The organism is Flavobacterium flavigenum (assembly GCF_027111255.2).
Taxonomy (GTDB): Bacteria; Bacteroidota; Bacteroidia; order Flavobacteriales; family Flavobacteriaceae; genus Flavobacterium; species Flavobacterium flavigenum.
Window position 1 is genome coordinate 4,758,967 of sequence record NZ_CP114285.2, and the last position, 24,707, is coordinate 4,783,673.

Sequence of the window (24,707 nt, forward strand, 5' to 3'; positions counted from 1 at the left end):
TTTTGATTTTTTATGCTAGTTGTTTTATGAATTTTAAAACTTACACCTGAATAACACCTAAATTAAATGGTTTTTGAATAGGGGCGTGGTTTGCAGCTTCAATTCCCATAGAAATCCAGGTGCGCGTTTCTAATGGATCAATGATAGCATCTGTCCATAACCTTGAAGCGGCGTAATAGGGTGAAGTCTGCTCATCGTAACGTGCTTTTATTTTATTGAATAACTCGGTTTCTTTAGTTTCATCTACGATTTCACCTTTCGCTTTAAGCGAAGAAGCTTCAATCTGCGCTAATACCTTTGCAGCCTGAGTTCCACCCATTACGGCAAGTTCTGCACTTGGCCATGCAAAAATTAATCTCGGATCGTAGGCTTTGCCGCACATGGCATAATTTCCTGCTCCGTATGAATTACCTACAATTACAGTAAATTTTGGCACAACTGAATTGCTGACAGCATTGACCATTTTGGCACCGTCTTTTATGATGCCGCCATGCTCAGATTTCGATCCAACCATGAAACCTGTAACATCCTGCAAAAACACTAGTGGAATTTTCTTTTGATTGCAATTGGCAATAAAACGCGTGGCTTTGTCAGCACTATCCGAGTAAATAACGCCTCCAAACTGCATTTCGCCTTTTTTGGTTTTGACTACTTTTCGTTGATTCGCAATAATTCCAACAGCCCAGCCGTCAATTCGGGCATAACCTGTAATCAGGGATTGTCCGTAACCGTCTTTGTAAGCTTCAAATTCAGAATTATCGACCAATCGATTGATGATCTCCATCATGTCATATTGTTCATTTCTGGCTTTTGGCAGGATTCCGTAAATGTCTTTAGGGTCTAAAGTCGGTTTTTCAGCTTTGATTCTGCTGAAGCCAGCCTTATCATAATCACCAATTTTATCTACAATATTTTTGATTTTATCTAAAGCATCTTTGTCGTCTTTTGCTTTATAATCGGTCACGCCTGAAATTTCGCAGTGTGTAGTTGCCCCACCTAAAGATTCATTGTCGATGGTTTCTCCAATTGCCGCTTTTACGAGGTAGCTTCCCGCAAGGAAAATACTTCCCGTTTTATCGACAATTAAAGCTTCGTCGCTCATGATAGGAAGATAGGCTCCTCCGGCAACACAGCTTCCCATAACAGCAGCGATTTGGGTGATTCCCATACTGCTCATTTGGGCATTGTTTCTAAAAATGCGTCCGAAATGTTCCTTATCAGGGAAAATTTCATCCTGCATGGGCAGATAAACCCCTGCACTATCTACTAAATAAATAATCGGAAGTCTGTTTTCCATCGCAATTTCCTGTGCACGTAAATTTTTCTTTCCGGTAATAGGAAACCATGCACCGGCTTTCACTGTTGCATCATTAGCTACAACAATACACTGTTTTCCTCTGATGTATCCTATTTTAACGACAACACCTCCTGATGGGCATCCACCGTGTTCAGCATACATTCCTTCTCCTGCAAAGCCACCAATTTCAATACTTTTAGAATTTTCATCCAATAAATAAGCAATTCTTTCACGGGCTGTCATTTTGCCTTCAGAATGCAATTTTTCAATTCTTTTTTCGCCCCCGCCTAATTTTACTTTGGCAAATTTTTGTTTTAATTCAGAAAGTAACAGTTTATTGTGATCTTCGTTTTTATTGAAGTTTAAATCCATGATGTAGTATTGATTTTACGAGATAGTGTTGGCTAATTTACAAAATAGAAGTCAATTTTGAAGAATTATAAGCACTAGTAAACAAAAAAAACAGAAGTTTTAGCTTCTGTTTTTTATATAAAATATTTATTAAAATTATTTTTTAGAATCGCAAACTAATCTTTTTAAGATTGCCCATTGTTTCAAAGCATCACGAGCTTCAACGGCAGGATATCCCAGCATTGTTTTCCCTGCAGGAATATCTCCGGTAACGCCTGAACCGGCACCTACAATTGCACCGTCGCCAATAGTAGTATGATCTTTTATAGATGCGCTTCCGCCAATAATAACTCCATTACCTAAAGTTACAGAACCGGCTAAACCGCTGTTTCCAGCCATAATGCAAAACTTCCCTAAGGTACTGTTATGTCCAATTTGGACTAAATTATCAATTTTACAGCCATCACCAAGAACAGTAGAACTAAATTTTCCGCGGTCAACACATGAATTTGCGCCAATTTCTACTCCGTTTCCAATAATTACATTTCCAATTTGTGGAATTTTTACCAAACCTTTTTCTTTACATGGGCGGAATCCAAAACCATCGGCACCAATGGTGGCATTTGGATGAATTATACAATCATTACCAATATGGCAGCGTTCGCGAACTACAGCTCCGGACCAGATAACAGTGTTTTTTCCGATTGTGCATTCATCTAAAATAGTAACATTTGGATAAATTGTGACATTGGCACCTATTTCTACCTTAGGGCCAATATAACATCCCGCTCCAATTTTACTCCCTTCCCCAATAACCGCTGTTTCATCTATAACTGCAGTTCTGTGAATTTCATTATGAAATATCGGACTTGGCGGGGCAAAAATTGACAAAATTTGAGACATGGCCAGATCGGCATTTTTAACTTTAATGAAAGCACGATTGTCCCCGGGTTCAATAGAAATGTCTTCATTAACAACTGCTACAGGGGCTTTTGAAGCTTCCCATAATTTTTCATATTTTTTATTTCCTATAAATGAAATTTCAGAATTCGTTGCTTTTTCTAATTGTTCAGTTCCGGTTATAACCTGAGATGTGTTACCGTAAATTTCACCATTTATAACTTCGTTAATTTCTTGAATTGAATAGGATTTCATTTATTGGATTAAATTGATTAGGGATTAATTTTTGCCAAATAAAATGAATTAGATTTAAATTACCTAATCTTGTTTTGAAGTTTTTTAAATATATTTTTAATTAAAAGATTTAAAATTATTTTTTTAACATTTAAATAATTGAATTAATAATTGTTTGGTAAATTATTAATTATGTGTTAATGTTTGATTATTTAAATGCAGATAGTAAATGAAGGATTTTTATTTTAATATTTTATGGTGATATTGTGTTTAATTAATTGATATTCATTTGTTTAATTGTGTATTTTTTAGTTTAGGAAAATTTGTAAGTCAATATATGGATATTTTAAATAAGGCCACCTTACTTTTATTTAACTTAATTCTATAATTTTTCTTTAAAAGAATAAATAATATCACCTAAATTTTGTTTTTTTAAGATTAACATTCTGTAAATGAAACATTAACAGGGTAAGTTTTAAAAATAATATTTTTTACTAAAGAGATTTTCGATCTTATTTGCACTCATAGCAATAAATTCAAAACAAAAAAAGCGATTCATTTTTTTCGATGAATCGCTTTAATAATATTAATTTCTTAGTGTTACTCTTTAACTTTGGTAAGGGAAACAGCATTAATGCAATATCGTAAACCGCTTGGCTGAGGTCCATCAGGAAAAACATGTCCCAAATGCGCATCGCAGGTGTTACATACTACTTCAACCCGAATCATTCCGTATGATTTGTCGGCATGATAGGCAATTGCGTTTTCTTTGACCGGCTGAGTAAAAGACGGCCAGCCAGTTCCTGATTCAAATTTTTCAGAAGCATCAAAAAGCAAAGTGCCACAGCATTTACATTCGTAAATTCCAGGCTCAAATAAACTGCACATTTCAGAACTAAATGATCTTTCAGTTCCTTTTAGGCGTGTTACCTGAAATTCTTCCAGAGTCATTGATTGTTTCCATTCTTCCTCCGTTTTTTCCACTCTTTTATCCGGAGTTGGATTTCCTTTATTTGTAAAATGAATTACATCTGCCCATTTTATCATAACTTTTTATTTTTAGTTAAATGCTTCAAGTTTCAGGTTTCAGGTTATTGTGAATACAAACCTGCGCCCGAATACTTAATCTGAACACTGAAAATACTATTTATTCTTCCTCTTTTTGTCCCATCATCATTAAATATGCTTTAAGAAATGGGTCAAGATTTCCGTTCATAACGCCATCAACATCACTGGTTTCGTAGCCAGTACGGACATCCTTAACTAATTTGTAAGGCTGCATTACGTAATTACGAATTTGCGAACCCCATTCGATTTTCATTTTGCCGGCTTCGATATCAGCGCGTTGGGCCTGCTGTTTCTTTAATTCTATTTCGTACAATTGAGAACGAAGCATCTGCATAGCACGCTGTCTGTTGTCCTGCTGAGATCTCGTTTCAGAACACTGAATCTGGATTCCGGTTGGTTTGTGAACCAATTGAACTTTGGTTTCAACCTTATTAACGTTTTGTCCTCCCGCACCACTCGAGCGTGAGGTTGTAATTTCGATATCGGCAGGATTAATGTCAATTTCGATACTGTCATCAACAAGCGGATAAACATAAACGGATACAAATGATGTATGGCGTTTGGCATTACTGTCAAAAGGTGAAATTCTAACCAGACGATGTACGCCATTTTCTCCTTTCAGATAACCAAAAGAATAATCGCCTTCGAATTCTAAAGTTACGGTTTTTATTCCGGCAACATCACCTTCCTGAAAGTTAAGTTCTTTTATTTTGTAACCATAACTTTCGCCCCACATCATGTACATGCGCATCAGCATTCCGGCCCAGTCACAACTTTCGGTTCCACCGGCTCCCGCAGTGATCTGTACGACAGCACTTAAACTGTCGCCTTCGTCAGAAAGCATGTTTTTGAATTCGATGTTCTCAATGTGCAGCTGGGTTGCATTGTAATTTTCATCCAGTTCTTCAACAGAAAGTTCTCCTTCTTTATAAAAATCATAAGCAAGCTGGAGTTCATCTGCAAGTTCGACTGCTTTGTTGTAATCTTCAATCCATTTTTTCTTGTTTCGAAGATTTTTTACAATTATTTCTGCTTCTTTTGGTTTGTTCCAAAAATCAGGAGCAAAAGTTTTTTCTTCTTCGTTTGCAATTTCGATTAGCTTGGCATCAACGTCAAAGATACCTCCTCAACGCACCAAGGCGCTCCACAATACCTTTTACTTGTTCGGCTGTTGTCATAAATTAATAATAGTTTTATATGTTTTTTACAAATATTACGTTAATTTGGTTGAGTAATAAACTGCAAGTTAAAATTTATTAAAACTCGCTGTTAATAACTATCAGTTATACGTAATTTTGCACTACAAAAATAAGATATAGTTTTTAGAATATGGAAATAAATTTAATCAGCGATACTATTACCAAGCCTAGCTACGAAATGCTGCAGTATATGTTCAACGCTCATGTTGGCGACGATGTATACAGACAAGATCCGACGGTTATCGAATTAGAAACCAGGGTGGCTGAGTTTTTTGGAATGGAAGCTGGACTTTTTTTTCCTTCAGGAACTATGGCAAATCAAACCGCGATTAAACTCCATACCCAGCCCGGAGAACAATTAATTGCCGATAAATATGCGCATATTTATAATTATGAGGGCGGGGGCGTTTCTTTCAATAGTGGCGTTTCATGCTGCTTACTGGATGGTGACCGTGGTATGATAAATGCCGCACAGGTTGCTGGAGCCATAAATGACCCCGAGTTTTATCACAGTCCGTTAACGACTTTGGTTTGTGTAGAAAATACTACGAATAAAGGGGGCGGTGCCTGCTATGAATTAGACGATTTAAGAGAGATAAAAAAAGTTTGTGACGCCAATAATTTGAAGTTTCATTTGGATGGCGCCAGAATTTGGAATGCCTTGGTCGCTAAAAGACAAAATCCGAAAGAATTTGGAGCGATTTTCGATACTATTTCAGTTTGTTTGTCAAAAGGTTTAGGGGCTCCGATAGGTTCTATTTTACTGGGAACCAAAGCAGATATTCACAGGGCGTTAAGAATCAGGAAGATATTGGGAGGCGGGATGCGTCAGGTTGGTTATTTAGCCGCCGGAGGATTATATGCTTTAGCGCATAATATTGAACGAATGGCTGAAGATCATCGAAGAGCTAAGGAAATTGCATCAGTTTTAAAAACAAAACCATGGGTGGCTGCGATCGAGCCAGTTGAAACTAATATTTTGATTTTTTCATTGGCTGAAGGTTACAGTGATCAGCTTTTGATGGAAAAATTAAAACAGAAGAATATTTTAATAAGTTCAATGGGAAACAATAAACTTCGAATTGTTACTCATTTGGATTATAAAGAAGTTATGCACACTTATGTGATTGATACGCTTCAGAAGTTTTAAAGTTAGAAGTTATTGGTTAAAGTTAAATGATTCAAAACTTTTAACTAATAACTTCTAAACTCATATCTTTTATTATTTAAAAAGATTATCCATTCCCGGAATCATCGGCATATCCATTTTTGCAACTGCATCAAGTTCTTGCTCGTTTACGCTTGTTGCTTTTTCGATAGCTTTATTCAGCGTTACAATTAAATAATCTTCTAACTGTTCTTTATCTTCAAGTAATGCATCATCGATAGAAACTGTTTTTATTTTTCGGCTGGCTGTAATAGTAATTTTCAATAATCCGTCAGCGCTTTGTTCGTCTATTAAAACAGTATCCAGGCGTTTTTTTGTATCTTCAATTTTTTGCTGGGTTTCTTTAAGTTTGCCCATCATTCCCATTAAATCCATTTTTGCTTCTTTTAAATTATTTCATACAAAATTAGTATATTGCTATATGAAAACAATAGAATATTTTATGAAAAAATTAATTTCGTTCTGTTGCGATTGTGTTATTTTTGCTCTTTATATTTAAAAACTAATGCCTAATTAAATAAATGCTAAACGATATAGTAGCTCCAAAAGCAAAAGAAATTCCAAAATCATTAAAAAAACATAAAGAAACCCGCATCGATAATTATTTCTGGCTAAATGACAGAGAGAATCCTGAAGTTATTGATTACCTGAATAAGGAAAACGATTATTATCAAAAAATGACTGTACATACGAAAGGTTTACAGGAATCTTTGTATGAAGAAATGAAAGCAAGAATTAAAGAAGATGATTCGTCTGTTCCTTACTTTTATAATGGTTATTATTATATTACCCGTTTTGAAACAGGACAGGATTATCCCATTTTCTCAAGAAAAAAAGGAAGTCTTTCTGCTGAAGAAGAGATTCTGTTCAATTGTAACGAATTGGCAAAAGGTCATGCGTATTTTAAATTAGGAGGCTTAAGTGTTAGTCCGGATAACAAATTTGCTACTTTTAGTATTGATATTGTAGGAAGAAGAATTTACACCATTCAGATTAAAAATTTGGAAACCGGAGAAATCCTGCCCGAGAAAATCGAAAATGTAACCGGGGAATCGGTTTGGGCAAATGATAACAATACTATTTTCTATGTCAGACAAGACGAAGTAACCTTGCGGTCAGATAAAGTATTCAGGCATAAATTAAACTCAGATTCTGCAGCGGATGTTTTGGTTTTCAATGAAACTGATGATACATTTAATGTTTCGATAAGCAAAGAAAAATCCAGAAAATATATAGTGATTGGTTCAGGGAGTACTTTGACAACGGAATACAGAATTTTAAATTCTGATAATCCCGATGGTGAATTTGAAGTGTTCCAGAATCGTGTTCGTGGTTTGGAATATAGTATTTCTCATTACGAAGATTCATTTTATATTTTGACGAATAAAGACAAGGCGACGAATTTTAAGCTGATGAAAACGCCTGAAAACAGAACCGAAAAAAAATTCTGGAAAGATCTTATTCCACATCGTGAAGACGTTTTATTGGAAGATATTGAAATATTCAAAAATTACTTAGTAGTAGAAGAGCGTTCGAATGGATTAAATCACATCCGGATAATGCCATGGAATGGGGAGCCGGATTATTATTTGCCTTTTGGAAGTGAAACTTATAATGCCTATACTACAACCAACATTGATTTTGATACAGATGTATTGCGTTATAGCTACCAATCGCTAGCAACGCCGTCATCTGTAATTGATTTTAATATGAAAACCAAAACCAAGGAAGTATTAAAAGAACAAGAGGTTTTAGGAGGAAAATTTGATAAAAACAATTACATCGAAGAAAGAGTCTGGGCAATTGCCAGAGATGGTGTGAAAATCCCTATTTCGATGGTTTACCGTAAAGGATTGGAGAAAGATGGTAAAAATCCGTTGCTGCTTTATGCATATGGATCTTATGGGATTACGATGGAAACCTATTTTTCTTCAACAAGGCTTTCTTTACTTGACCGCGGATTTGTGTACGCAATCGCTCATATAAGGGGAGGTGAAGACTTAGGAAGGCAATGGTACGAAGATGGAAAACTGTTAAAAAAGAAAAATACCTTTACAGATTTCATTGATTGCTCTAAATTTGTAATAAACGAGAAATATACCTCTGCAAAACATTTGTATGCAGAGGGAGGCTCTGCAGGAGGACTTTTGATGGGAGTTATAGCGAATGAGGCACCGGAATTGTACAATGGGGTTATTGCTCAGGTTCCTTTTGTAGATGTTGTGACAACTATGCTTGATGATAGTATTCCATTGACAACGGGGGAATATGACGAATGGGGCAACCCAAACAATAAAAAATATTATGATTATATGTTATCCTATTCGCCGTATGATAATGTAAAAGAGCAAAAATATCCTAATATGTATGTCTCTACCGGATTACATGATTCTCAGGTTCAGTACTGGGAGCCTGCTAAATGGGTGGCAAAACTTAGAAATCTAAAAACAAACGATAATGTATTGTTTCTGGATACTAACATGGATGCTGGTCATGGAGGGGCTTCAGGACGTTTTCAGGCTTTAAAAGACTTGGCAAAGGAATTTAGTTTTTTATTAGATTTAGAGAAAATTCAAAGCTAATTAGAAATTTTTTGTTAAATTTGCAACCTATCGGGGTTATCAAAAAAATTACCCTTGATTAACTATTTTTTTATGAAAGAAGAAATAAATGCTTATAATAATGTTTTAGAGTTAATAGGTAACACCCCACTTATTAAGCTAAATAAAGTCACCGAAGGGCTAGAAGGCAATTTCTACGCAAAGGTAGAAGCTTTTAATCCGGGACATTCGTCAAAAGATAGAATAGCATTATATATCATTGAAGAAGCGGAGAGAAGAGGGATTTTGTCTCCAGGTGATACCATAATCGAAACAACATCCGGAAATACAGGTTTTAGTTTGGCTATGGTGAGCATTATAAAAGGCTACAACTGCATATTGGCAGTAAGTTCAAAATCATCCAAAGATAAAATTGATATGCTGAGGAGTTTAGGGGCAAAAGTATATGTTTGCCCGGCTCACGTTTCAGCAGATGACGAAAGATCTTATTATAATGTTGCAAAACGTTTGCATGAAGAGACAAAAGGTTCTGTCTATATTAATCAGTATTTTAATCAGTTAAATATTGATGCACATTACAATACTACCGGGCCGGAAATCTGGCAGCAAACCAAAGGTCAGATTACACACTTAATTGCTTGTAGCGGAACAGGAGGAACAATCTCAGGGACTGCAAAATACTTGAAAGAGCAAAATCCAAATGTTAAAATCTTAGGTGTTGATGCTTTTGGATCGGTTTTGAAAAAATACCACGAAACAAGAGAATTTGATACTAAAGAAATTTATCCGTACCGTATTGAAGGTTTAGGTAAAAATTTAATTCCTTCAGCAACTGATTTCGATATTATCGATAAGTTTATGAAAGTAACGGATGAAGAAAGTGCTCATACCGCAAGGGAAATTACACGTAAAGAAGGATTGTTTGTTGGGTATACTTCAGGTGCAGTAATGCAGGCTATTAAACAATACGCAGAAGAAGGTGAGTTTACTAAAGATAGTAATATTATCGCTATATTCCCTGATCATGGTTCTCGTTATATGAGCAAAGTATTTAGTGACGACTGGATGAATGAACAAGGATTCTTTGATAGCGTTAACGAAGAGGAAGCTCAAAAAATTGAATTTGTAAAGTAATAAAATAAATTACTTTTTAAGTATACAAACAAAAAAACTCCGGATGTAAATCTGGAGTTTTTTTTTTGTTTGTATTGTATTTTACTTATTTTCCTAAAAGTTCTAAAACTTTTGCTCTTAATTCAGGGCCTCTTAAGTCTTGTGCAACGATCTTACCTGATGAATCAAGTATAAAGGTCGCAGGGATAGATTCAACGCCATATTGCTTTGCAATTGGTTCGTCCCAGAATTTCAAGTTAGAAACGTGTGTCCATGTTAAATTGTCTTTTGCAATGGCTTCTTTCCAAGCTGATGCTTCCTTATCTAGTGAAACACCAATTATGTTTAACCCTTTTGAATGAAGTTCTTTGTAAATGGCTACCACATTAGGATTTTCTTTTCTGCATGGTCCGCACCATGAAGCCCAAAAATCTACAATTGTTACTTTTCCTAAACTTTCTTTGAGCGATACTGTTTTACCTTCTGGATTAGGAGCTGAAAAATCTGACCTTCATTTAGCGCTGCCAACAGGAGGAGCAGATGCACCTACTGCAGGCAATTTCATTTGGCCAATTTTTTCTTTAATTGCTTTTCCTGGTTTAGTGTTTTTTAAAGACTCGTCTAAAGAGTTATATAATCCTTCTGTTTTTTTGAAATCAGAGCTTGGGTCATTGATTAGACTTTGAACAATTAAAACTGAAATAAATGATTTTGGATGTGTTTCAGCGTAAGCTGTATATTTCTTTTTAGATTCAGCCTGAACATCAGTTTGAATAGCCATATATTCTTTCATTAAGCCATTGATAACTGCTGTATCTTGTTTTTGTTGAGCAGTCTGCATAGCCTGAGTATTTTTTTTCTGAAAGTCAATTAGTTTTTTTTGAACTTTTGTGACATCTTCGTTGAATTTTACATACTCATCATTACTATAAGTTCCTGAAATTTTTGATTTATGAATACTGTCTTTATCCACTTCAATTTTAATTTCACCTGTTTCTAAGATAAATGGAATCGGACCTTGTAAATCCTGAATTACTAAAGTGTGAAAAGCAGGTTCAGTAACTTTTCCTTTTATTTCAAATTTGCCATTTTCAACTTTTACAGTATCTAATGGTAAAACAGCCATTGTTGTTGGATCCTGCCCCTGAAGGATTATTGTTTTTCCGTTCTCAATTCCCTTTGCAGTTCCGGTAATAAGGAATTCTCCGTCTTTAACTTTGCTGCAAGAAATTATCGCTGCAGAAGCGGTAAGTAAAAAAAATATTTTTTTCATTATAAAAAATTAATTAGTTAATTGATTTGCGCAACAAAAGTATTTAAAAATATAGAACATCAATAATTTTACTACCTAAAATTTTGTTATAGTTTTTTTTATTTTAAAAGGCTTGTAGCTAAGTGTTTACTGGTTTCTGAAACGTGATAAAACAAATAATTCTTTCACTATTCAGAATCAAATTAAACAATTTGGTATTTTTGAGCATAAAAAAAGCATTCTGTCATCAGAATGCTTTTAAAATAATATATAATGGAATTTTATTCCTGATTTGTTTTCTTTCTCCATGTAAAAGAGTTCAAAATGTGTCTTTTTGCAAATCTGGCAGGAGAATCTGCATTTACCATTTTTACATAAGTAGCTTTGGGAACACTAATGTATTCGTAAACGCTTCCATTAGAAAAATCAATAATTAAACGCCCTTCCACAAATTTGAAATCTGTAATAGTACAAGTTGAAATTGTTTCTGTGTACTCAGGTAAGTTAATCTTAATGGTATCTGGATGTATGCTTACTAAAAAGTGGTAAGCTTCAATGATCGTTTTGCTTTTTTCTTCTGCAGCTTTTAAACCAGCATCATCTCCCTGGAATTTGTCAGGGTGAGCTTCTTTCATCGCATTACGATAAATGGTTTTTAAATCTTTTAGCTCTACAGTTTTCTCTACGTTTAGTAACTTACGGTATTCAACTATTTTTTTCATAAATAAAAGGTAACTACTTGTCTATTAGTTTGAAATCGATATTAGTTAGTTCAAATCGACAAATTTTTTGCAAAGGTACACTTTTTTTTAACTTTTTAGTTTTCATCTAAAAAATATTCGGGAAAGTTGGTTTATTAAAATGTTAACTGTTATTGCTAGGTTGTTTTAACTACAGGGAACGCTAAGGTTTTATAGTGTGACTTAATAAAAATGAAAAGTTCGCAAAGCTTTATCAATACAAAACTTTGCGAACATAATATTTAAATCCAATGTAATAGCCATTTAAAATGTCTTACCTGTAACATGAAACAACGAAAACCTGAAACAAAATTATTGCGGTTTATGGTTGGCTTTGTCGAAGTTTCTTGATTTTTTAGGATATTGTTTATAGCTCATATCGCTTGGGTTTTCAATAATAGATTTTATTGTAATCCAATCACCCTCTTTAAATTTTGCCTGAACCATTTTGTAGTCTAAGAGATAGATACCGCAGAAATAATTATTGTTTTCATCTTTTTCGATAATACCTGTAAAAACTCCTTTTTGAGGCATTTTTTGTTGCGAATCTTTAGACATGATTTTTTATTTTGAAAATTAAGAAGCAAAGGTAAGAAATTAATGTTTTAGGCAGTTCGCTGTAATGTGCGTATATTTGCATATGCAGAAAAATTATAAGCCACATCCTAATTCTTTTAAAAATACGTTCTGTGTTTTTAGGGAAGTGCTTCCAGATCAAATTGAAGGTTTGAAAAAGCAGTTCGAAAGTAAAGCAGGAAGTACTTACTATTACACTGAAGAAGGAATGTATCGTGTTTCGAACCACTGGGGAAGGCTCGCAAACAGCAAATGGCGTCTGATAGCCAGAAATCCTGAAACGGAATCTAAAACTAAAATTGGGTTTGCTAAATGGGAAGAATTTTATGCAGATAATCCACAGGAAAAATTGTATTATATTAAAGCTGATTTCGAAAACAATCTGGCGAATTATGAACACAAAAATAATCCGGAATATGATGGTAAAGCAGTTTTAAGGAACAGTTTTGAAACAACAAAAAGATTAAAGCAAATCAGGAATCTCCAGCAATTGACTTCGTGGGCAAAATATTTTGATTACGATGATATTGATGATTTGCGAAAAAAAATGATCAATGAATTAATTTTTACTGAGAAAACTTTAGAACAAATAAAAAGAGAAATATAATGGGACGCAATAACGAAAGAAACATTAAAAAACATAACGATAAATTGCATAAAACCCAGGCAAAAGCAAAACAAGCTGAAATTTTGCGTAAAGAAAAGCTGAAGGAAATCGTAAAGAAGTTTAACGAGAGTAAAAAAGAAGAATAATAAAAATAGTTTTAAGGTTTAGGTTTCACGTCGCAAGTTAACGTCATAATTTAAATCTGAAACTTTAGAATTTAAACCTGAAATAAAAAATTAAAATGACAAATAAATTCGAAACGTTAAAGGCAAGTGTACAGGAAATTATTGATCTGATTGCTGCAGAAAATAACAGAGAAGCTAATAACAAACTGCTTGAAGTAAGTGAAGTTCTGGATGAAATGATTGATTTTGCCGAGGAAGATGAAGAAGTGCGTGAAATAACCCGATATCAGGTTTTACTGAATCAGCTTCATGTAAAAATTAATGGAGAAGAACCAGTTGATGGAGAATAAAACGTGTTTCTGTGATACAGGATTGCCTTTTGAGAAATGTTGCGGATTATAACTTAAAAATAATCAAAAAGCGCCAACAGCCCTGGCTTTGATGCGCTCCAGATATTCGGCTTATGCCACTCATAATGCCGATTATCTTTTGGAAACCACTTATATTTCTGAAAGAAAACAGTACTCAAAAGCTGAAATTCTGAAATGGGCAACAAGTAATAAATGGCGCCAGCTTGAAATTTTATTTTATACGGAGAATAAAGTGGAGTTTAATGCCTATTTTTTGGATGAAAATCAAAAATCGCAAATTCATCATGAGTTTTCAACTTTTAAATTCAAAAATGGTGAGTGGTTTTATCTGGACGGAATTTGAATACTTGTCAGTATTATCGTTGATTTCTAGTGGTTTTTAATCAATACTTTAACTAAAAATTAATAACTGTTTCTTCTTTCATAGTTTCAAAAAAGATTAATTTTAGAATCATGAAAAATGAATTTAAAAAAGGTTTTTATTTTAAGACTTACGAAGCACCTTTTCAGTCTCCGTTCGAAAAGCTTTTTGGTATTTTCAAAGAGCTTATTACTCATACTTCGGGTGATTTTGATGAAGCTATAGACTGGCTTCGGGAGCTGGATAAGGAATATAAGCTAACCGACGAAAACTACACAATCGATGATTTTATCGAAGATTTAAAAAAGAAAGGTTATATAAAAGACGAAGCAAAACCTGACGGTACATCTGGTTTTGGAATCACGGCAAAAACAGAACGTGCAATTCGTCAGCAGGCTTTAGATCAGATTTTCGGGAATTTAAAACGTGCCGGAAACGGTAATCATAAAACCAAACATGCAGGAAACGGTGACGAACATACTGGAGAATTTCGTGAATTTAATTTTGGTGATGGTTTAGAGCGTATTTCATTGACAGAAAGTCTCAGAAACGCACAAATCAATAACGGCGTTGAAAGTTTCATGCTGACCGAAAATGATCTGGTTGTCGAAGAAACACAATTCAAAGCACAAATGAGTACGGTTTTGATGATTGACATCAGTCACAGTATGATTTTGTATGGCGAAGACCGGATTACACCTGCCAAAAAAGTAGCTATGGCTTTGGCAGAACTAATTACAACGCGTTATCCAAAAGATACATTAGACATTCTGGTTTTCGGAAACGATGCCTGGACAATTCCGATTAAAGATTTACCTTATCTTCAGGTTGGACCTTATCACACCAATACAGTTGCAGGATTACAGTTAGCGATGGATATTTTGCGTCGAAAGCGAAATACCAATAAACAGATTTTCATGATTACAGACGGGAAACCAAGCTGTGTGCGCGAGCGTGATGGCTCTTATTATATGAACAGCAATGGTCTGGATGAGTATATTGTGGATAAATGTTACACTCAGGCACAGCAGGCGAGAAAATTACACATCCCGATTACGACTTTTATGATTGCCAGGGATCCTTATTTGCAGCGATTTGTAAATCATTTTACCGAAGCCAATCAGGGAAAAGCATTTTACACCGGACTGAAAGGTCTTGGCGAAATGATTTTTGAAGATTATGAAACGAATAGGAAAAAGAGAGTTAAATAAGTTTCAAAGTTTTAAAGATTTTCCTGTAGAGATTGTACAGCAGTGCATCTAAAACAATCCATATAATTAAACAAACAATCGATATTTCAATAAAAAATGGAAATAAACAATATAAAAACATTAGGTCAATTAAAAGCTGCAGGATATAAAAGCACCAGTATTAAGGACGAATTACGAAACAATCTTCGTGAAAAAATCAAATCAGGTAAACCTGTTTTTGAAGGCGTGCACGGATTTGAAAATACCGTAATTCCTGAACTTGAACGTGCCATTCTGTCTCGTCACAACATCAATTTACTTGGCCTTCGCGGACAGGCAAAAACGCGTTTAGCACGTAAAATGGTTGAGTTATTAGATGAAAATATTCCGTTTGTTGCCGGTTCAGAAATTAATGATGATCCGCTAAATCCAATTTCCCGCTTTGCAAAAGATTTAATTGCAGAGAAAGGCGATGAAACTCCAATTTCATGGCTACACCGGAACGATCGTTTCTTCGAGAAATTGGCCACTCCGGATGTTACAGTAGCCGATTTGATCGGAGACGTTGACCCAATTAAAGCAGCTAATTTAAAATTATCATATGCAGATGATCGTGTTATTCATTTCGGAATGATTCCGAGAGCGAATCGCTGTATTTTTGTGATTAATGAATTACCGGATTTACAAGCCAGAATTCAGGTTGCACTATTTAATATTTTACAGGAAGGCGATATTCAGATTAGAGGTTTTAAATTGAGAATGCCGCTCGATATGCAGTTTATTTTTACGGCAAACCCTGAAGATTATACCAATCGTGGAAGTATTGTAACGCCTTTAAAGGACAGAATTGGATCTCAAATCCTGACACATTATCCGGAAAGTGTAGCGATTGCCAGAACCATTACCGAGCAGGAATCTAAATTAGACCAAAACCAGGCAGACACTATTTATGTTCCAGGCTTAGCAAGGGATATTTTAGAACAAATTAGTTTTGAAGCCCGTGAAAGTGAATATATTGACAATAAAAGTGGTGTAAGTGCCAGAATGAGTATTACAGCTTTTGAAAATTTAATAAGTACTGCAGAACGACGTGCTTTAATTTCGGGTGCTGAGAAAACTACACTTCGCTTATCAGACTTTATCGGAATTATTCCGGCGATTACCGGAAAAGTAGAATTGGTTTACGAAGGTGAGCAGGAGGGAGCTGCTGCGGTAGCACAGAATTTAATTGGTTCTGCAATTAAAACGTTGTTTGCAGATTACTTTCCGAAAATTGAAAAATTAGAAAAACCCGGAGAAAAGACACCTTATTCTGATTTAATAGAATGGTTTTTTGCAGAAAGCGGTTTTGAATTGTTAGATGAAGCTTCTGACGCTGAATATCAGGCTATATTAGATGAAGTAACTCCTTTGGATGTTCTGATCAAAAAATACCAGCCGCAACTAGATAAAAAGGATCTTTATTTCATGAAAGAATTTGTTTTATGGGCGTTGGTAGAATATAAAAAACTAAGCAAAGACCGTTTCGCAACCGGACATCAGTTTAAAGATATGTACGGAAGTTATATTAGTAAATTATAATTGCTAAAATTTTATAAAACCTGATAACAGCAATGTTGTCAGGTTTTTTATTTTAAGTTTAGTAACCTATTTTGCGATTCAATGCTTATTTTTGCTTCAATACACATATTCTGATGAAATTACTCATAGTCGAAGACGAACCAAATCTGCTTTCTATTTTACGCAAAGGATTCGCTGAAAATAATAACGAAGTCAGCGTGGCACTTGACGGTATAACTGCATTAGAAATGATTCATAATTATACTTTTGATGTAGTAGTTTTGGATGTAATGCTGCCGGATATTAACGGAATTGAAATTTGCAGAAGATTGCGTGCCGCCAAAAATTTCGTTCCAATTTTGCTTTTAACAGCGCTTGGGACTTCAGAAAATATTGTAACCGGACTCAATGCGGGTGCGGATGATTATCTTGTAAAGCCATTCAAATTTGGAGAACTTGATGCAAGGGTCAATGCTTTAAACCGAAGAGCCAATCAGGATACGGAAAAAGTCGATACGATAATAATTGGAGACCTCGAAATAAACGGTAAGGCCAAAACAGTAAAACGTGATGGCGAACCGATTGTTTTAACGGCCAAGGAATTTAAATTATTATATTATTTAGCAAAAAACACCGGCAGAATAGTCTCAAGGGATCAGATTTTAGATAATGTCTGGGACATTAATTTTGATATGAATACCAATGTTGTAGATGTTTATATCACGTATTTAAGAAAAAAAATAGACAAACCTTATAAAACCAAACTTATTCACACCATGAAAGGTTTAGGTTACGTTATACAATTATAAATGGATATCAGGAAAAGAATTACTTTTACTTACGTAGCACTTTCTACCTTTAGTACTTTGCTATTGAGTGTAATAGTATTCGTTTTATTCAGGGAAAATAATCGCTACCATTTCTTAAAAAGGCTCGAAGACCGATCGAAAATTGTGGCTTCTATTCATTTTCAGCATGATCCTGAAAAAATAAAATATTATAGTAATTTAAAGAAAAACGGACTCGAAGAACTTATCGAAGAAGAAGAATATGTTCTTAAAATAAACAGTGCAAATAGTTTTGATTATAATACAAAACTGAATCTGCCGAACGAGTTTTATTCCAATATTCTAAAAACCGGAAAAGATTATTTTGAAATTAACAGCAAATATTATCTCGGGCAGGTTTTTACAGAAAGGAATCAAAAATACATTGTAATTGTTGGTGCTCGTGACCGTAGAGGAAAAACCACAACCGTTTACATTGTGAAAATATTACTTTTTGGAGGCATTGGATTTATATTTCTGGCTTTCATATTAGGACGCTTTCTGGCAAAGCGTGTCATTAACCCGGTAGCCAGAATTACTAAAGAAGTAAACAGAATCAGTGCTTCAAACCTTCATAACAGATTACCGGATGTTAAAAACTCAGATGAAATTTCAGATCTGACACATACTTTTAATGATATGTTAGACCGGTTGGAAACCTCTTTTGAAATCCAGGCGAATTTTATCAATAACGCATCCCATGAACTAAAAACGCCTATTACCACTATAATTGCCGAAGCTGAAATCATGCTTTTAAAAGAGCGTGAAAAAGAAGAATATGTTCAGTCTTTAGAAAATATCTACAGTCAGGCATCTAAATTAGGCAACCTGACAGAAAGTCTCCTTAAACTCACTCAGACAGGCTATGATGGCAACAAACAGGTTTTGGATATTGCCAGAATCGATGAGTTATTATTGGAGGTAAAATCAGATCTGGACAAGATTTTTCCGGACAACCGTGTTAGTATTAAACTTAATTTTGCCCCAACAGACTCTAATTTGCTATTAATTGCGTGTAACAAGCCACTTTTAGAGCTGGCAATCAACAATATTATTACAAATGGTGTAAAATACTCTGATAATAATGAGGTTTTTGTAACGCTTTCTGCGAATAATGATGCGATTAAAATTTCTATAAATGATATTGGCATCGGTATTCCGCCAGAAGATATTCCGCACTTATACGAACCTTTCTTCCGCGGTAAAATTGCGGCAAAATATATCGGTTATGGTTTAGGACTTCCTTTGGCTTCCAAAATCATCCGCATGCATGATGGAGAAATACAAGTACAATCGGAACAGAATAAAGGCACGATTGTAACGATTATTTTTAAAAAATCAAAAGACAAAAAGAAGAACATTAAAAATTCTAATGTTGAATCTTAGGAAATTCTAATTTTAAATTAAGACCTCTCTAATTATCAGGTTGTTATTTTGTCTGTATAAACTAAAAGATTATGCATATGAAAAATTTCCTGATACCTACGACTTTAAAAGACGATACAATTTCTGCTGTAAAATCGGCAATCAGCCAGTCAAAAAAATCGGAATGTGAAATTATTTTGATGATGGTTGCTGAAACACCGGATTCATTTTCATCCTCTCATTTTTTACGTGAAATGAGAACCGGACTTACTAAAACCCAGGAAGAAGTTTTAGCAACATGCAGATATTTGATTGATCATACTAAAAACTGCAAACTTAAAATCCATAATCAATACGGACTTTCATTACCTGTTTTTAGAAGGGTGATTGAAAATTTCTCCATAAAATTAGTTATTCTTCCACATTCTTATAAACAGGAAACCAAACGTATCCACCAATATCTCGTACAATTAGCAGGAAATCAAAAATGCCCTATTCTGCATTTGGGTAACGAACAATTCAAAGATTTCAGTAAAGCACTTTATATAGAAACCAGCAACGCTAATGTGCATGTTAAGGATGTACAGCAGTTTTTAAACGAAAATTTCTCTTATGAAATTGTAAGCCAGACTTCAAAAACTGAAGATTACGAAAATATAGCTCCTTTATCTGAAGCAATTTCAAAATACGAGATTGATTTATTAGTTGAAACCCGCAAAGGAGAAAAAATCAAATTCAAAAAAGTAAAAAAACAGCATATTAATGAGAAACTGGGACTTCCGGTACTTTCATTATACGAAGAGCTGGTTTAGATTTTTTCTTAGTGTTTAGTCCTTAGTAAATTAGTCCTTAGCTGTTTACTTTGTAACGACTATTAGCTTTGAATTGTACTAAATTTTCGCTGGATCAAATTTTTTGAAGGTGAAAGATAAAAATATTGTATTAGTTATATAAAAAACTTATAACTGATTACTAGTTACTAAGGACTAGCTGAATAATAATTTAAAACCGAAAATATGTTATTAAAGAAAAGAATACCAATGAAGTACGTTCTCGGGAAAATTAAAGTAGAACTTGCACTTGTAGCCGCATACACTATAGTATTTGAGATTTTTCACCACTATTTTGTTACGCTTCCCGTAGATATTCCAATAGCTATTCCAACCATGATTGGAACCATTATATCGTTGTTATTAGCTTTTAAATCGAACCAGGCTTATGACAGATGGTGGGAAGCCAGAATTGTGTGGGGAGCTGTTGTAAATGATTCAAGAACGTTAATTCGTCAGGTCCTGACATTTTACAAAGACCCTGATTTTTCTGTTGAGGCCAGTGAATTTAAGGAGAATTTTGCTAAAAGGCAGATAGCATGGTGTTATAGCTTAGGACAATCACTTCGAAATAAGGATGCAATAAAGCCGCTCAAAGGCTTGTTAAGTGAAGAAGAAATAAAGTATATAAAAAATCACCAAAACGTACCAAATGCTATTTTAATGCTGCATGCAAGAGATCTTCGAAATGCAAAAAATGATAAGCGTATTAATATGTATCAACAAGTAGAAATTGATAACACACTTTCGAGATTATGTGATGAAATGGGTAAATGTGAACGAATTAAGAATACTATTTTCCCAACAACCTACAGTATGTATATTCGATTAACACTGTGCTTGTTTATTTTATTACTGCCTTTTGGCTTAACAAGTGTATTGAGCTGGTTTGCAATTCCGTTAATTACGGCTATTGCCGGAGCTTTCTTTTTAATCGAGAAAATGGCGATTCATTTGCAGGATCCTTTCGAAAACAGGCCAACAGATACGCCTGTTACGACTATTGCAAATACAATCGAAAAAAATATTAAACAAATGCTGAATGAATATCAAAGCGAATTCGATATCATTAAAGAATTTGATTTAAAAGAAGAATCAAAAAAAGCGGAGAGTAACGCTTATTACGTATTATAAATTAATTCTTGGTTTTAATTGTTGACCGGACAGTAAGTAGTTGTACTGTCCGGTTTTGTTATCTTTAAGCAAAGTACTTATAAAGTTTGCTGAGCCAGTTTGCCTAATGTTTGGATGGAATGTCTTAATTCATTTGTCCATGGCAAGCCAAAACTCAGTCGCATGCAATTTGAAAATTGATCCTGAAAAGAGAAAATTCGTCCTGGTGCAATGCTGATATTATGTTTCATGGCCAAATGATAAAATTCGGCAGTATCTATTTTTTTATCAAGTTCTGTCCAAAGGAAAAAACCGCCCTGAGGCTGGCTAACTTTTGTACCTTTTGGGAAAGATTCTAAAATCGTATTGATATAATTATTACAGTTATAATTGAGGATCTGGCGAATTTTACGAAGATGATTTTCATATCGCCCATTTTTTAGAAAATCGCCTACAACTTCATGCGTAATGGTAGGAGAGGAGATGGTGTGATATAATTTCGTCCTCAAAATTTCTTTTTTAAACTTCCCCGGAATAACCCAGCCTACGCGATATCCCGGTGCTAAAGTTTTAGAAACGGAACTACAGCACATTACAATTCCGCTCTTATCGTATGTTTTACAGTTAGTTGGCCTGGCTGAGCCAAAATACAAATCGCCATGAATATCATCTTCAATCAACGGAATATTGTGTAATTCCATCAAACGAACAACTTCTTCCTTATGTTCGTTTGGCATCATACTTCCTGATGGATTACTGAAATTACTCATCAATACACAGGCTTTTATTTTTTTTGTTGAGATTGCTTTTTTTAAGGCTTCCAGTTCAATTCCGGTGGTTATATTGGTTGGTAATTCCATTACGTGAAGGCCTAATGATTTGGCCAGCTGCAGTACACCAAAATAAACCGGACTTTCTGTAATAATTGTATCGCCCGGTTTTGTTACGGCCATCAAACAATGCGAAATAGCACTTACACAACCGGGAGTGGTAATAATGTCCTCTTCTGTTAAAGTACCGCCCCAGTTAAATGACCAGCGGGCAATTTCTTTTCTAAGATTAACATTGCCCTGCATTTCTTCATAACTGGTTCCGCTATTTGGCAGCTGTCGCATTGCCTGAATCATGCCTTTATTGAGTTTTGCTATGGGAAGAAGTTCATTCGAAGGAAAACCTAACGAAAACATCGTAACAGTAGTATTTGTCATATTTCCGTAAACCAGATCGATTAAATCTTCACGGTCAATATTTTGAGTGGTCAGAATAGGGGAGCTGGGAGTTGGCTCAGGGACACTTCTTGCCGAAATATTGCTTACATAATAACCTGATTGCGGTCTTGATTCGATTAGCGACCGGCTTTCAATTTCGTAATACGCTTTGCTTACGGTACTCATGCTGTAGCCTGTTTCTGCACATACTTCTCTAATCGAAGGCAATTTATCCCCAACGCTTAAAAGACCCGATTTTATTTGTTTTTCGATAACATCAGCAAACTGTAAATAGAGGTAATTTGAATTTTTCATAAAAAAAACTGTTCTGCTGCAATTTACAAAAACTGTATCTGTATTGCTGTTTTATTTTTAAGAAATTTGCTCTATCAAAATATCAAACAAAAAATCCCATGAAAACAACCAAATATTATTTAGCTGCGATTACAGCTTACACGACCTGGGGTTTTTTCAGCCTTGTGTTAAAACCAATACATGAATATGCTTCGCTGGATATTTTATTCTATCGTGTTTTTAGCTGCAGCATTTTAATGCTGTTGATTTCATTTGTCTTTAAGCGAAAAAAAATAAATCAGACAATTGAAGTTTTCAGGACTTTACCATCTTCCAAAAAGGTAAGTGCAATTTTACTGAATATTGGCGGGAGTTTTTTTCTGATGGCAAACTGGTTTACTTTTATTTATGTCATGAATCATGTTAGTGTAAAAGCAACCTCGCTGGCTTATTTGGTTTGTCCCATTTTAACAACTTTGCTGGCCTATTTTATTTTACATGAAAAACTGAAAAAAACACAATGGCTCGCAGTTGGATTAAGTATTTCAGGCTGTTTGTTGTTATCCTATACTGATATTATGGATATGTTTTTTAGCATCATTATAGGATTTACATATGCTTGTTACTTAGTAAGTCAGCGTGTGAATAAAGGTTTTGATACCTTTATTGTACTGACATTTCATATTACGCTGGCTGCTTTATTTTTATTACCGTTTTATCCGGTGTACAGTGGTCCTGTACCTACAGAGTTCACTTTTTATTTTTGTATTGAAACGATAGCCATATTTTTTACAATCATACCATTGTTCCTGAATTTATATGCACTATCGGGAATCAATTCTTCAACAGTCGGAATGTTGCTGAATATCAATCCAATGATTGCTTTTGGGTTGGCTTGTTTCGTTTATAAAGAGAAAATTACGCCATTGCATATCCTGGCATACAGTATTATTTTTATGGCTGTACTTGTTTTCAATTCACACCATATTTTTTCCAGGAAGCAAAAAAGTATAGTTGGAGCTAAAAATTAAAATATAGAAATTAAATATTTGTCCGGAGGATTTATCAGCTGTCCGGACTTTTTTTCAAGGATTTTAACCCTATTTTTGTATTTCAAAAAATAAGTAATATGTTGTTTCTGATTTTAAGTATTATTTGCAGTGTTACAGTTGGTATAATTTTTAAATTAACCCGTCATTATAATTGTAATCCGGTGCAGATTGTTGCTTTTAATTATGTATTTGCACTCTTATTTTGCTACTTAACTTATACTCCAAATCTGGATGAGGTTTCCAAAAATGATCCATGGAATATTTATGCCGCGGTAGGGATTTTGCTGCCCGTTATTTTTCTGTTCTTAGCAGCTTCTATCAAACACATGGGAATCGTAAAAACTGACGCTGCTCAGCGTTTATCTCTTTTTATTCCGATCCTTGCAGCCTGGTTTATTTTTAAAGAAGAATTTAATTCTTATAAAATAATTGGACTTGCGGTTGGCTTTTTAGCTCTTTTATTTATTTTGAGAAAACCTTCCGAAAACCAACAGAATAAGTGGTTTTATCCTGCGATTGTTTTATTAGGTTTTGGAGTAATCGATATTCTTTTCAAACAAATTGCACTTTACAGCACTCTGCCATATACCACTTCTTTGTTTTTAGTTTTTAATATTGCATTGGTTGTCACTTTGTTTATTGTGATCTATGATTTTGTTTCGAAAAAAGTAAAACCAGAACTTAAGAATATCCTTTTTGGAGGATTGGTCGGACTTTTTAATTTTGGAAACATATTGTTTTACCTTAAAGCGCACAAAGCATTTTCTGAAAATCCTTCTACTGTTTTTGCAGGAATGAATATGGGGGTTATAGTTTTAGGAAGTATCGTTGGAGTACTTTTTTTTAAAGAGAAATTATCCAAAATGAACTTTTTAGGTATTATTTTGGCCTTAATTGCAATTATTTTTATTGTTTTTTCTCAAATTAAGTAAATTTTTCTAACCTATAATGCCTTAATTTACAATGTCTTTGTAAGTTTTTTTGCTTTTTTTAAAAAATAACTATACTAATTCTATAGAATTTATAAAATATATTTATAAATTTGCCATAACAATGAAAAACTATAATCGAAATATGATGTCTTTCAAATGCAGCTTAGCGATGTGCTGCATGTTGAATCATGTCCTGAAATGGCGTTAATAGAGAAAGTACTTGTTAGTTATTTTTTTTTTTAAGCCTTTCATACCCATGAAAGGCTTTTTTTGAATTTATTTAAAAACATAGATATGAGATCAAATAAATACACTAATACGCATATGCGATGTATTCTTACGAAGATTCCATGTTGTATTTATAGCAATTAAGTGCAGAAAATGCATCCATCCTCTTTTGCCAATGAGGAGAA

The 24,707-nt window shown here is 34.3% G+C and carries 25 protein-coding genes and 1 pseudogene; 16 read left to right on the top strand and 10 right to left on the bottom strand.

Annotated elements, in window-relative coordinates; translation table 11 throughout:
- Positions 1–40: 40 nt before the first annotated feature.
- The 4 genes from OZP09_RS19800 to prfB all read right to left on the bottom strand — a co-directional run bounded on the left by OZP09_RS19800 (position 41) and on the right by prfB (position 5,028).
- The gene (locus OZP09_RS19800; RefSeq protein ID WP_269235351.1) at positions 41–1,669 is read right to left on the bottom strand and encodes an acyl-CoA carboxylase subunit beta; all 1,629 of its coding nucleotides are present in this window, start codon (positions 1,667–1,669) and stop codon (positions 41–43) included.
- Between the two features lie 135 nt (positions 1,670–1,804).
- Positions 1,805–2,803, bottom strand: coding sequence for a UDP-3-O-(3-hydroxymyristoyl)glucosamine N-acyltransferase (gene lpxD / locus OZP09_RS19805; protein ID WP_281309868.1), 999 nt, complete (start codon positions 2,801–2,803; stop codon positions 1,805–1,807).
- A gap of 579 nt (positions 2,804–3,382) precedes the next feature.
- On the bottom strand, positions 3,383–3,829 hold the full coding sequence (gene msrB, locus OZP09_RS19810) for a peptide-methionine (R)-S-oxide reductase MsrB (protein ID WP_269235352.1): 447 nt from the start codon (positions 3,827–3,829) through the stop codon (positions 3,383–3,385).
- A 100-nt stretch (positions 3,830–3,929) separates the two neighbouring features.
- A protein-coding gene (gene prfB, locus OZP09_RS19815) for a peptide chain release factor 2 (protein WP_269235353.1) occupies positions 3,930–5,028 on the bottom strand; the annotation gives its coding sequence in 2 pieces (ribosomal slippage) (positions 3,930–4,964 and positions 4,966–5,028; 1,098 coding nt in all).
- 151 nt (positions 5,029–5,179) lie between these two features.
- On the opposite strand from prfB, the gene OZP09_RS19820 reads away from it, so the two are divergent.
- On the top strand, positions 5,180–6,199 hold the full coding sequence (locus OZP09_RS19820) for a threonine aldolase family protein (protein WP_281309869.1): 1,020 nt from the start codon (positions 5,180–5,182) through the stop codon (positions 6,197–6,199).
- 72 nt (positions 6,200–6,271) lie between these two features.
- Here OZP09_RS19820 and OZP09_RS19825 read toward each other — a convergent pair whose 3' ends face one another.
- Positions 6,272–6,592, bottom strand: a complete 321-nt coding sequence (locus tag OZP09_RS19825) for a YbaB/EbfC family nucleoid-associated protein (protein WP_269235354.1) — start codon at positions 6,590–6,592, stop codon at positions 6,272–6,274.
- A gap of 146 nt (positions 6,593–6,738) precedes the next feature.
- Here OZP09_RS19825 and OZP09_RS19830 point away from each other — a divergent pair, with 146 nt between their 5' ends.
- Positions 6,739–8,799 carry a S9 family peptidase gene (locus tag OZP09_RS19830; RefSeq protein WP_281309870.1) on the top strand — a complete coding sequence of 687 codons (2,061 nt, stop codon included), beginning with the start codon at positions 6,739–6,741 and terminating at the stop codon, positions 8,797–8,799.
- Positions 8,800–8,871: 72 nt separating this feature from the next.
- The gene (gene capA, locus OZP09_RS19835; RefSeq protein ID WP_281309871.1) at positions 8,872–9,912 is read left to right on the top strand and encodes a cysteate synthase; all 1,041 of its coding nucleotides are present in this window, start codon (positions 8,872–8,874) and stop codon (positions 9,910–9,912) included.
- 85 nt (positions 9,913–9,997) lie between these two features.
- On the opposite strand, the pseudogene OZP09_RS19840 reads toward capA, so the two are convergent.
- The 4 genes and pseudogenes from OZP09_RS19840 to OZP09_RS19855 all read right to left on the bottom strand — a co-directional run.
- Positions 9,998–10,384, bottom strand: a pseudogene (locus OZP09_RS19840) (peroxiredoxin family protein); the annotation flags it as partial.
- Between the two features lie 18 nt (positions 10,385–10,402).
- On the bottom strand, positions 10,403–11,164 hold the full coding sequence (locus OZP09_RS19845) for a DUF4369 domain-containing protein (RefSeq protein ID WP_281309872.1): 762 nt from the start codon (positions 11,162–11,164) through the stop codon (positions 10,403–10,405).
- A gap of 260 nt (positions 11,165–11,424) precedes the next feature.
- Entirely contained in the window at positions 11,425–11,865 is a 441-nt protein-coding gene (locus OZP09_RS19850; RefSeq protein ID WP_025572025.1) for a KTSC domain-containing protein, read from the bottom strand.
- A 330-nt stretch (positions 11,866–12,195) separates the two neighbouring features.
- A complete protein-coding gene (locus OZP09_RS19855; protein ID WP_269235357.1) occupies positions 12,196–12,441 on the bottom strand; it encodes a hypothetical protein in 246 nt (81 codons plus the stop codon).
- An 82-nt stretch (positions 12,442–12,523) separates the two neighbouring features.
- Here OZP09_RS19855 and OZP09_RS19860 point away from each other — a divergent pair, with 82 nt between their 5' ends.
- The 11 genes from OZP09_RS19860 to OZP09_RS19905 all read left to right on the top strand — a co-directional run bounded on the left by OZP09_RS19860 (position 12,524) and on the right by OZP09_RS19905 (position 20,829).
- Positions 12,524–13,066, top strand: a complete 543-nt coding sequence (locus tag OZP09_RS19860) for a hypothetical protein (RefSeq protein ID WP_281309873.1) — start codon at positions 12,524–12,526, stop codon at positions 13,064–13,066.
- A complete protein-coding gene (locus OZP09_RS19865) occupies positions 13,066–13,212 on the top strand; it encodes a hypothetical protein (protein WP_269235358.1) in 147 nt (48 codons plus the stop codon). The genes OZP09_RS19860 and OZP09_RS19865 overlap by 1 nt, the downstream gene beginning before the upstream one ends.
- Before the next feature lie 95 nt (positions 13,213–13,307).
- A complete protein-coding gene (locus OZP09_RS19870) occupies positions 13,308–13,541 on the top strand; it encodes a hypothetical protein (protein ID WP_269235359.1) in 234 nt (77 codons plus the stop codon).
- Positions 13,531–13,593 (top strand): SEC-C metal-binding domain-containing protein, encoded by a 63-nt coding sequence (locus OZP09_RS22625; protein ID WP_349293631.1) that lies wholly within the window; start codon positions 13,531–13,533, stop codon positions 13,591–13,593. Before OZP09_RS19870 ends, OZP09_RS22625 begins: the two co-directional genes overlap by 11 nt.
- Before the next feature lie 36 nt (positions 13,594–13,629).
- Complete coding sequence (locus OZP09_RS19875; protein ID WP_349293610.1) at positions 13,630–13,905, top strand: YchJ family protein; 276 nt, start codon at positions 13,630–13,632, stop codon at positions 13,903–13,905.
- Positions 13,906–14,015: 110 nt separating this feature from the next.
- Positions 14,016–15,134, top strand: coding sequence for a vWA domain-containing protein (locus OZP09_RS19880; RefSeq protein WP_269235360.1), 1,119 nt, complete (start codon positions 14,016–14,018; stop codon positions 15,132–15,134).
- A gap of 96 nt (positions 15,135–15,230) precedes the next feature.
- Positions 15,231–16,694: an AAA family ATPase gene (locus tag OZP09_RS19885; protein WP_269235361.1), complete on the top strand. Its 1,464-nt coding sequence runs from the start codon at positions 15,231–15,233 to the stop codon at positions 16,692–16,694.
- 113 nt (positions 16,695–16,807) lie between these two features.
- The gene (locus OZP09_RS19890) at positions 16,808–17,482 is read left to right on the top strand and encodes a response regulator transcription factor (protein WP_281309874.1); all 675 of its coding nucleotides are present in this window, start codon (positions 16,808–16,810) and stop codon (positions 17,480–17,482) included.
- Positions 17,483–18,886, top strand: coding sequence for a sensor histidine kinase (locus OZP09_RS19895; protein ID WP_269235363.1), 1,404 nt, complete (start codon positions 17,483–17,485; stop codon positions 18,884–18,886).
- A gap of 77 nt (positions 18,887–18,963) precedes the next feature.
- Positions 18,964–19,677 (top strand): adenine nucleotide alpha hydrolase family protein, encoded by a 714-nt coding sequence (locus OZP09_RS19900; protein WP_269235364.1) that lies wholly within the window; start codon positions 18,964–18,966, stop codon positions 19,675–19,677.
- A gap of 204 nt (positions 19,678–19,881) precedes the next feature.
- Positions 19,882–20,829 (top strand): bestrophin family protein, encoded by a 948-nt coding sequence (locus OZP09_RS19905; RefSeq protein ID WP_349293611.1) that lies wholly within the window; start codon positions 19,882–19,884, stop codon positions 20,827–20,829.
- A gap of 77 nt (positions 20,830–20,906) precedes the next feature.
- Here the strand turns inward: OZP09_RS19905 and OZP09_RS19910 are convergent, their stop codons facing one another.
- Positions 20,907–22,331, bottom strand: a complete 1,425-nt coding sequence (locus OZP09_RS19910) for an aminotransferase-like domain-containing protein (RefSeq protein WP_281309875.1) — start codon at positions 22,329–22,331, stop codon at positions 20,907–20,909.
- A gap of 98 nt (positions 22,332–22,429) precedes the next feature.
- Here OZP09_RS19910 and OZP09_RS19915 point away from each other — a divergent pair, with 98 nt between their 5' ends.
- Entirely contained in the window at positions 22,430–23,341 is a 912-nt protein-coding gene (locus OZP09_RS19915) for an EamA family transporter (RefSeq protein WP_281309876.1), read from the top strand.
- 98 nt (positions 23,342–23,439) lie between these two features.
- A complete protein-coding gene (locus OZP09_RS19920; protein WP_269235368.1) occupies positions 23,440–24,294 on the top strand; it encodes a DMT family transporter in 855 nt (284 codons plus the stop codon).
- The last annotated feature ends 413 nt before the right edge of the window (positions 24,295–24,707 follow it).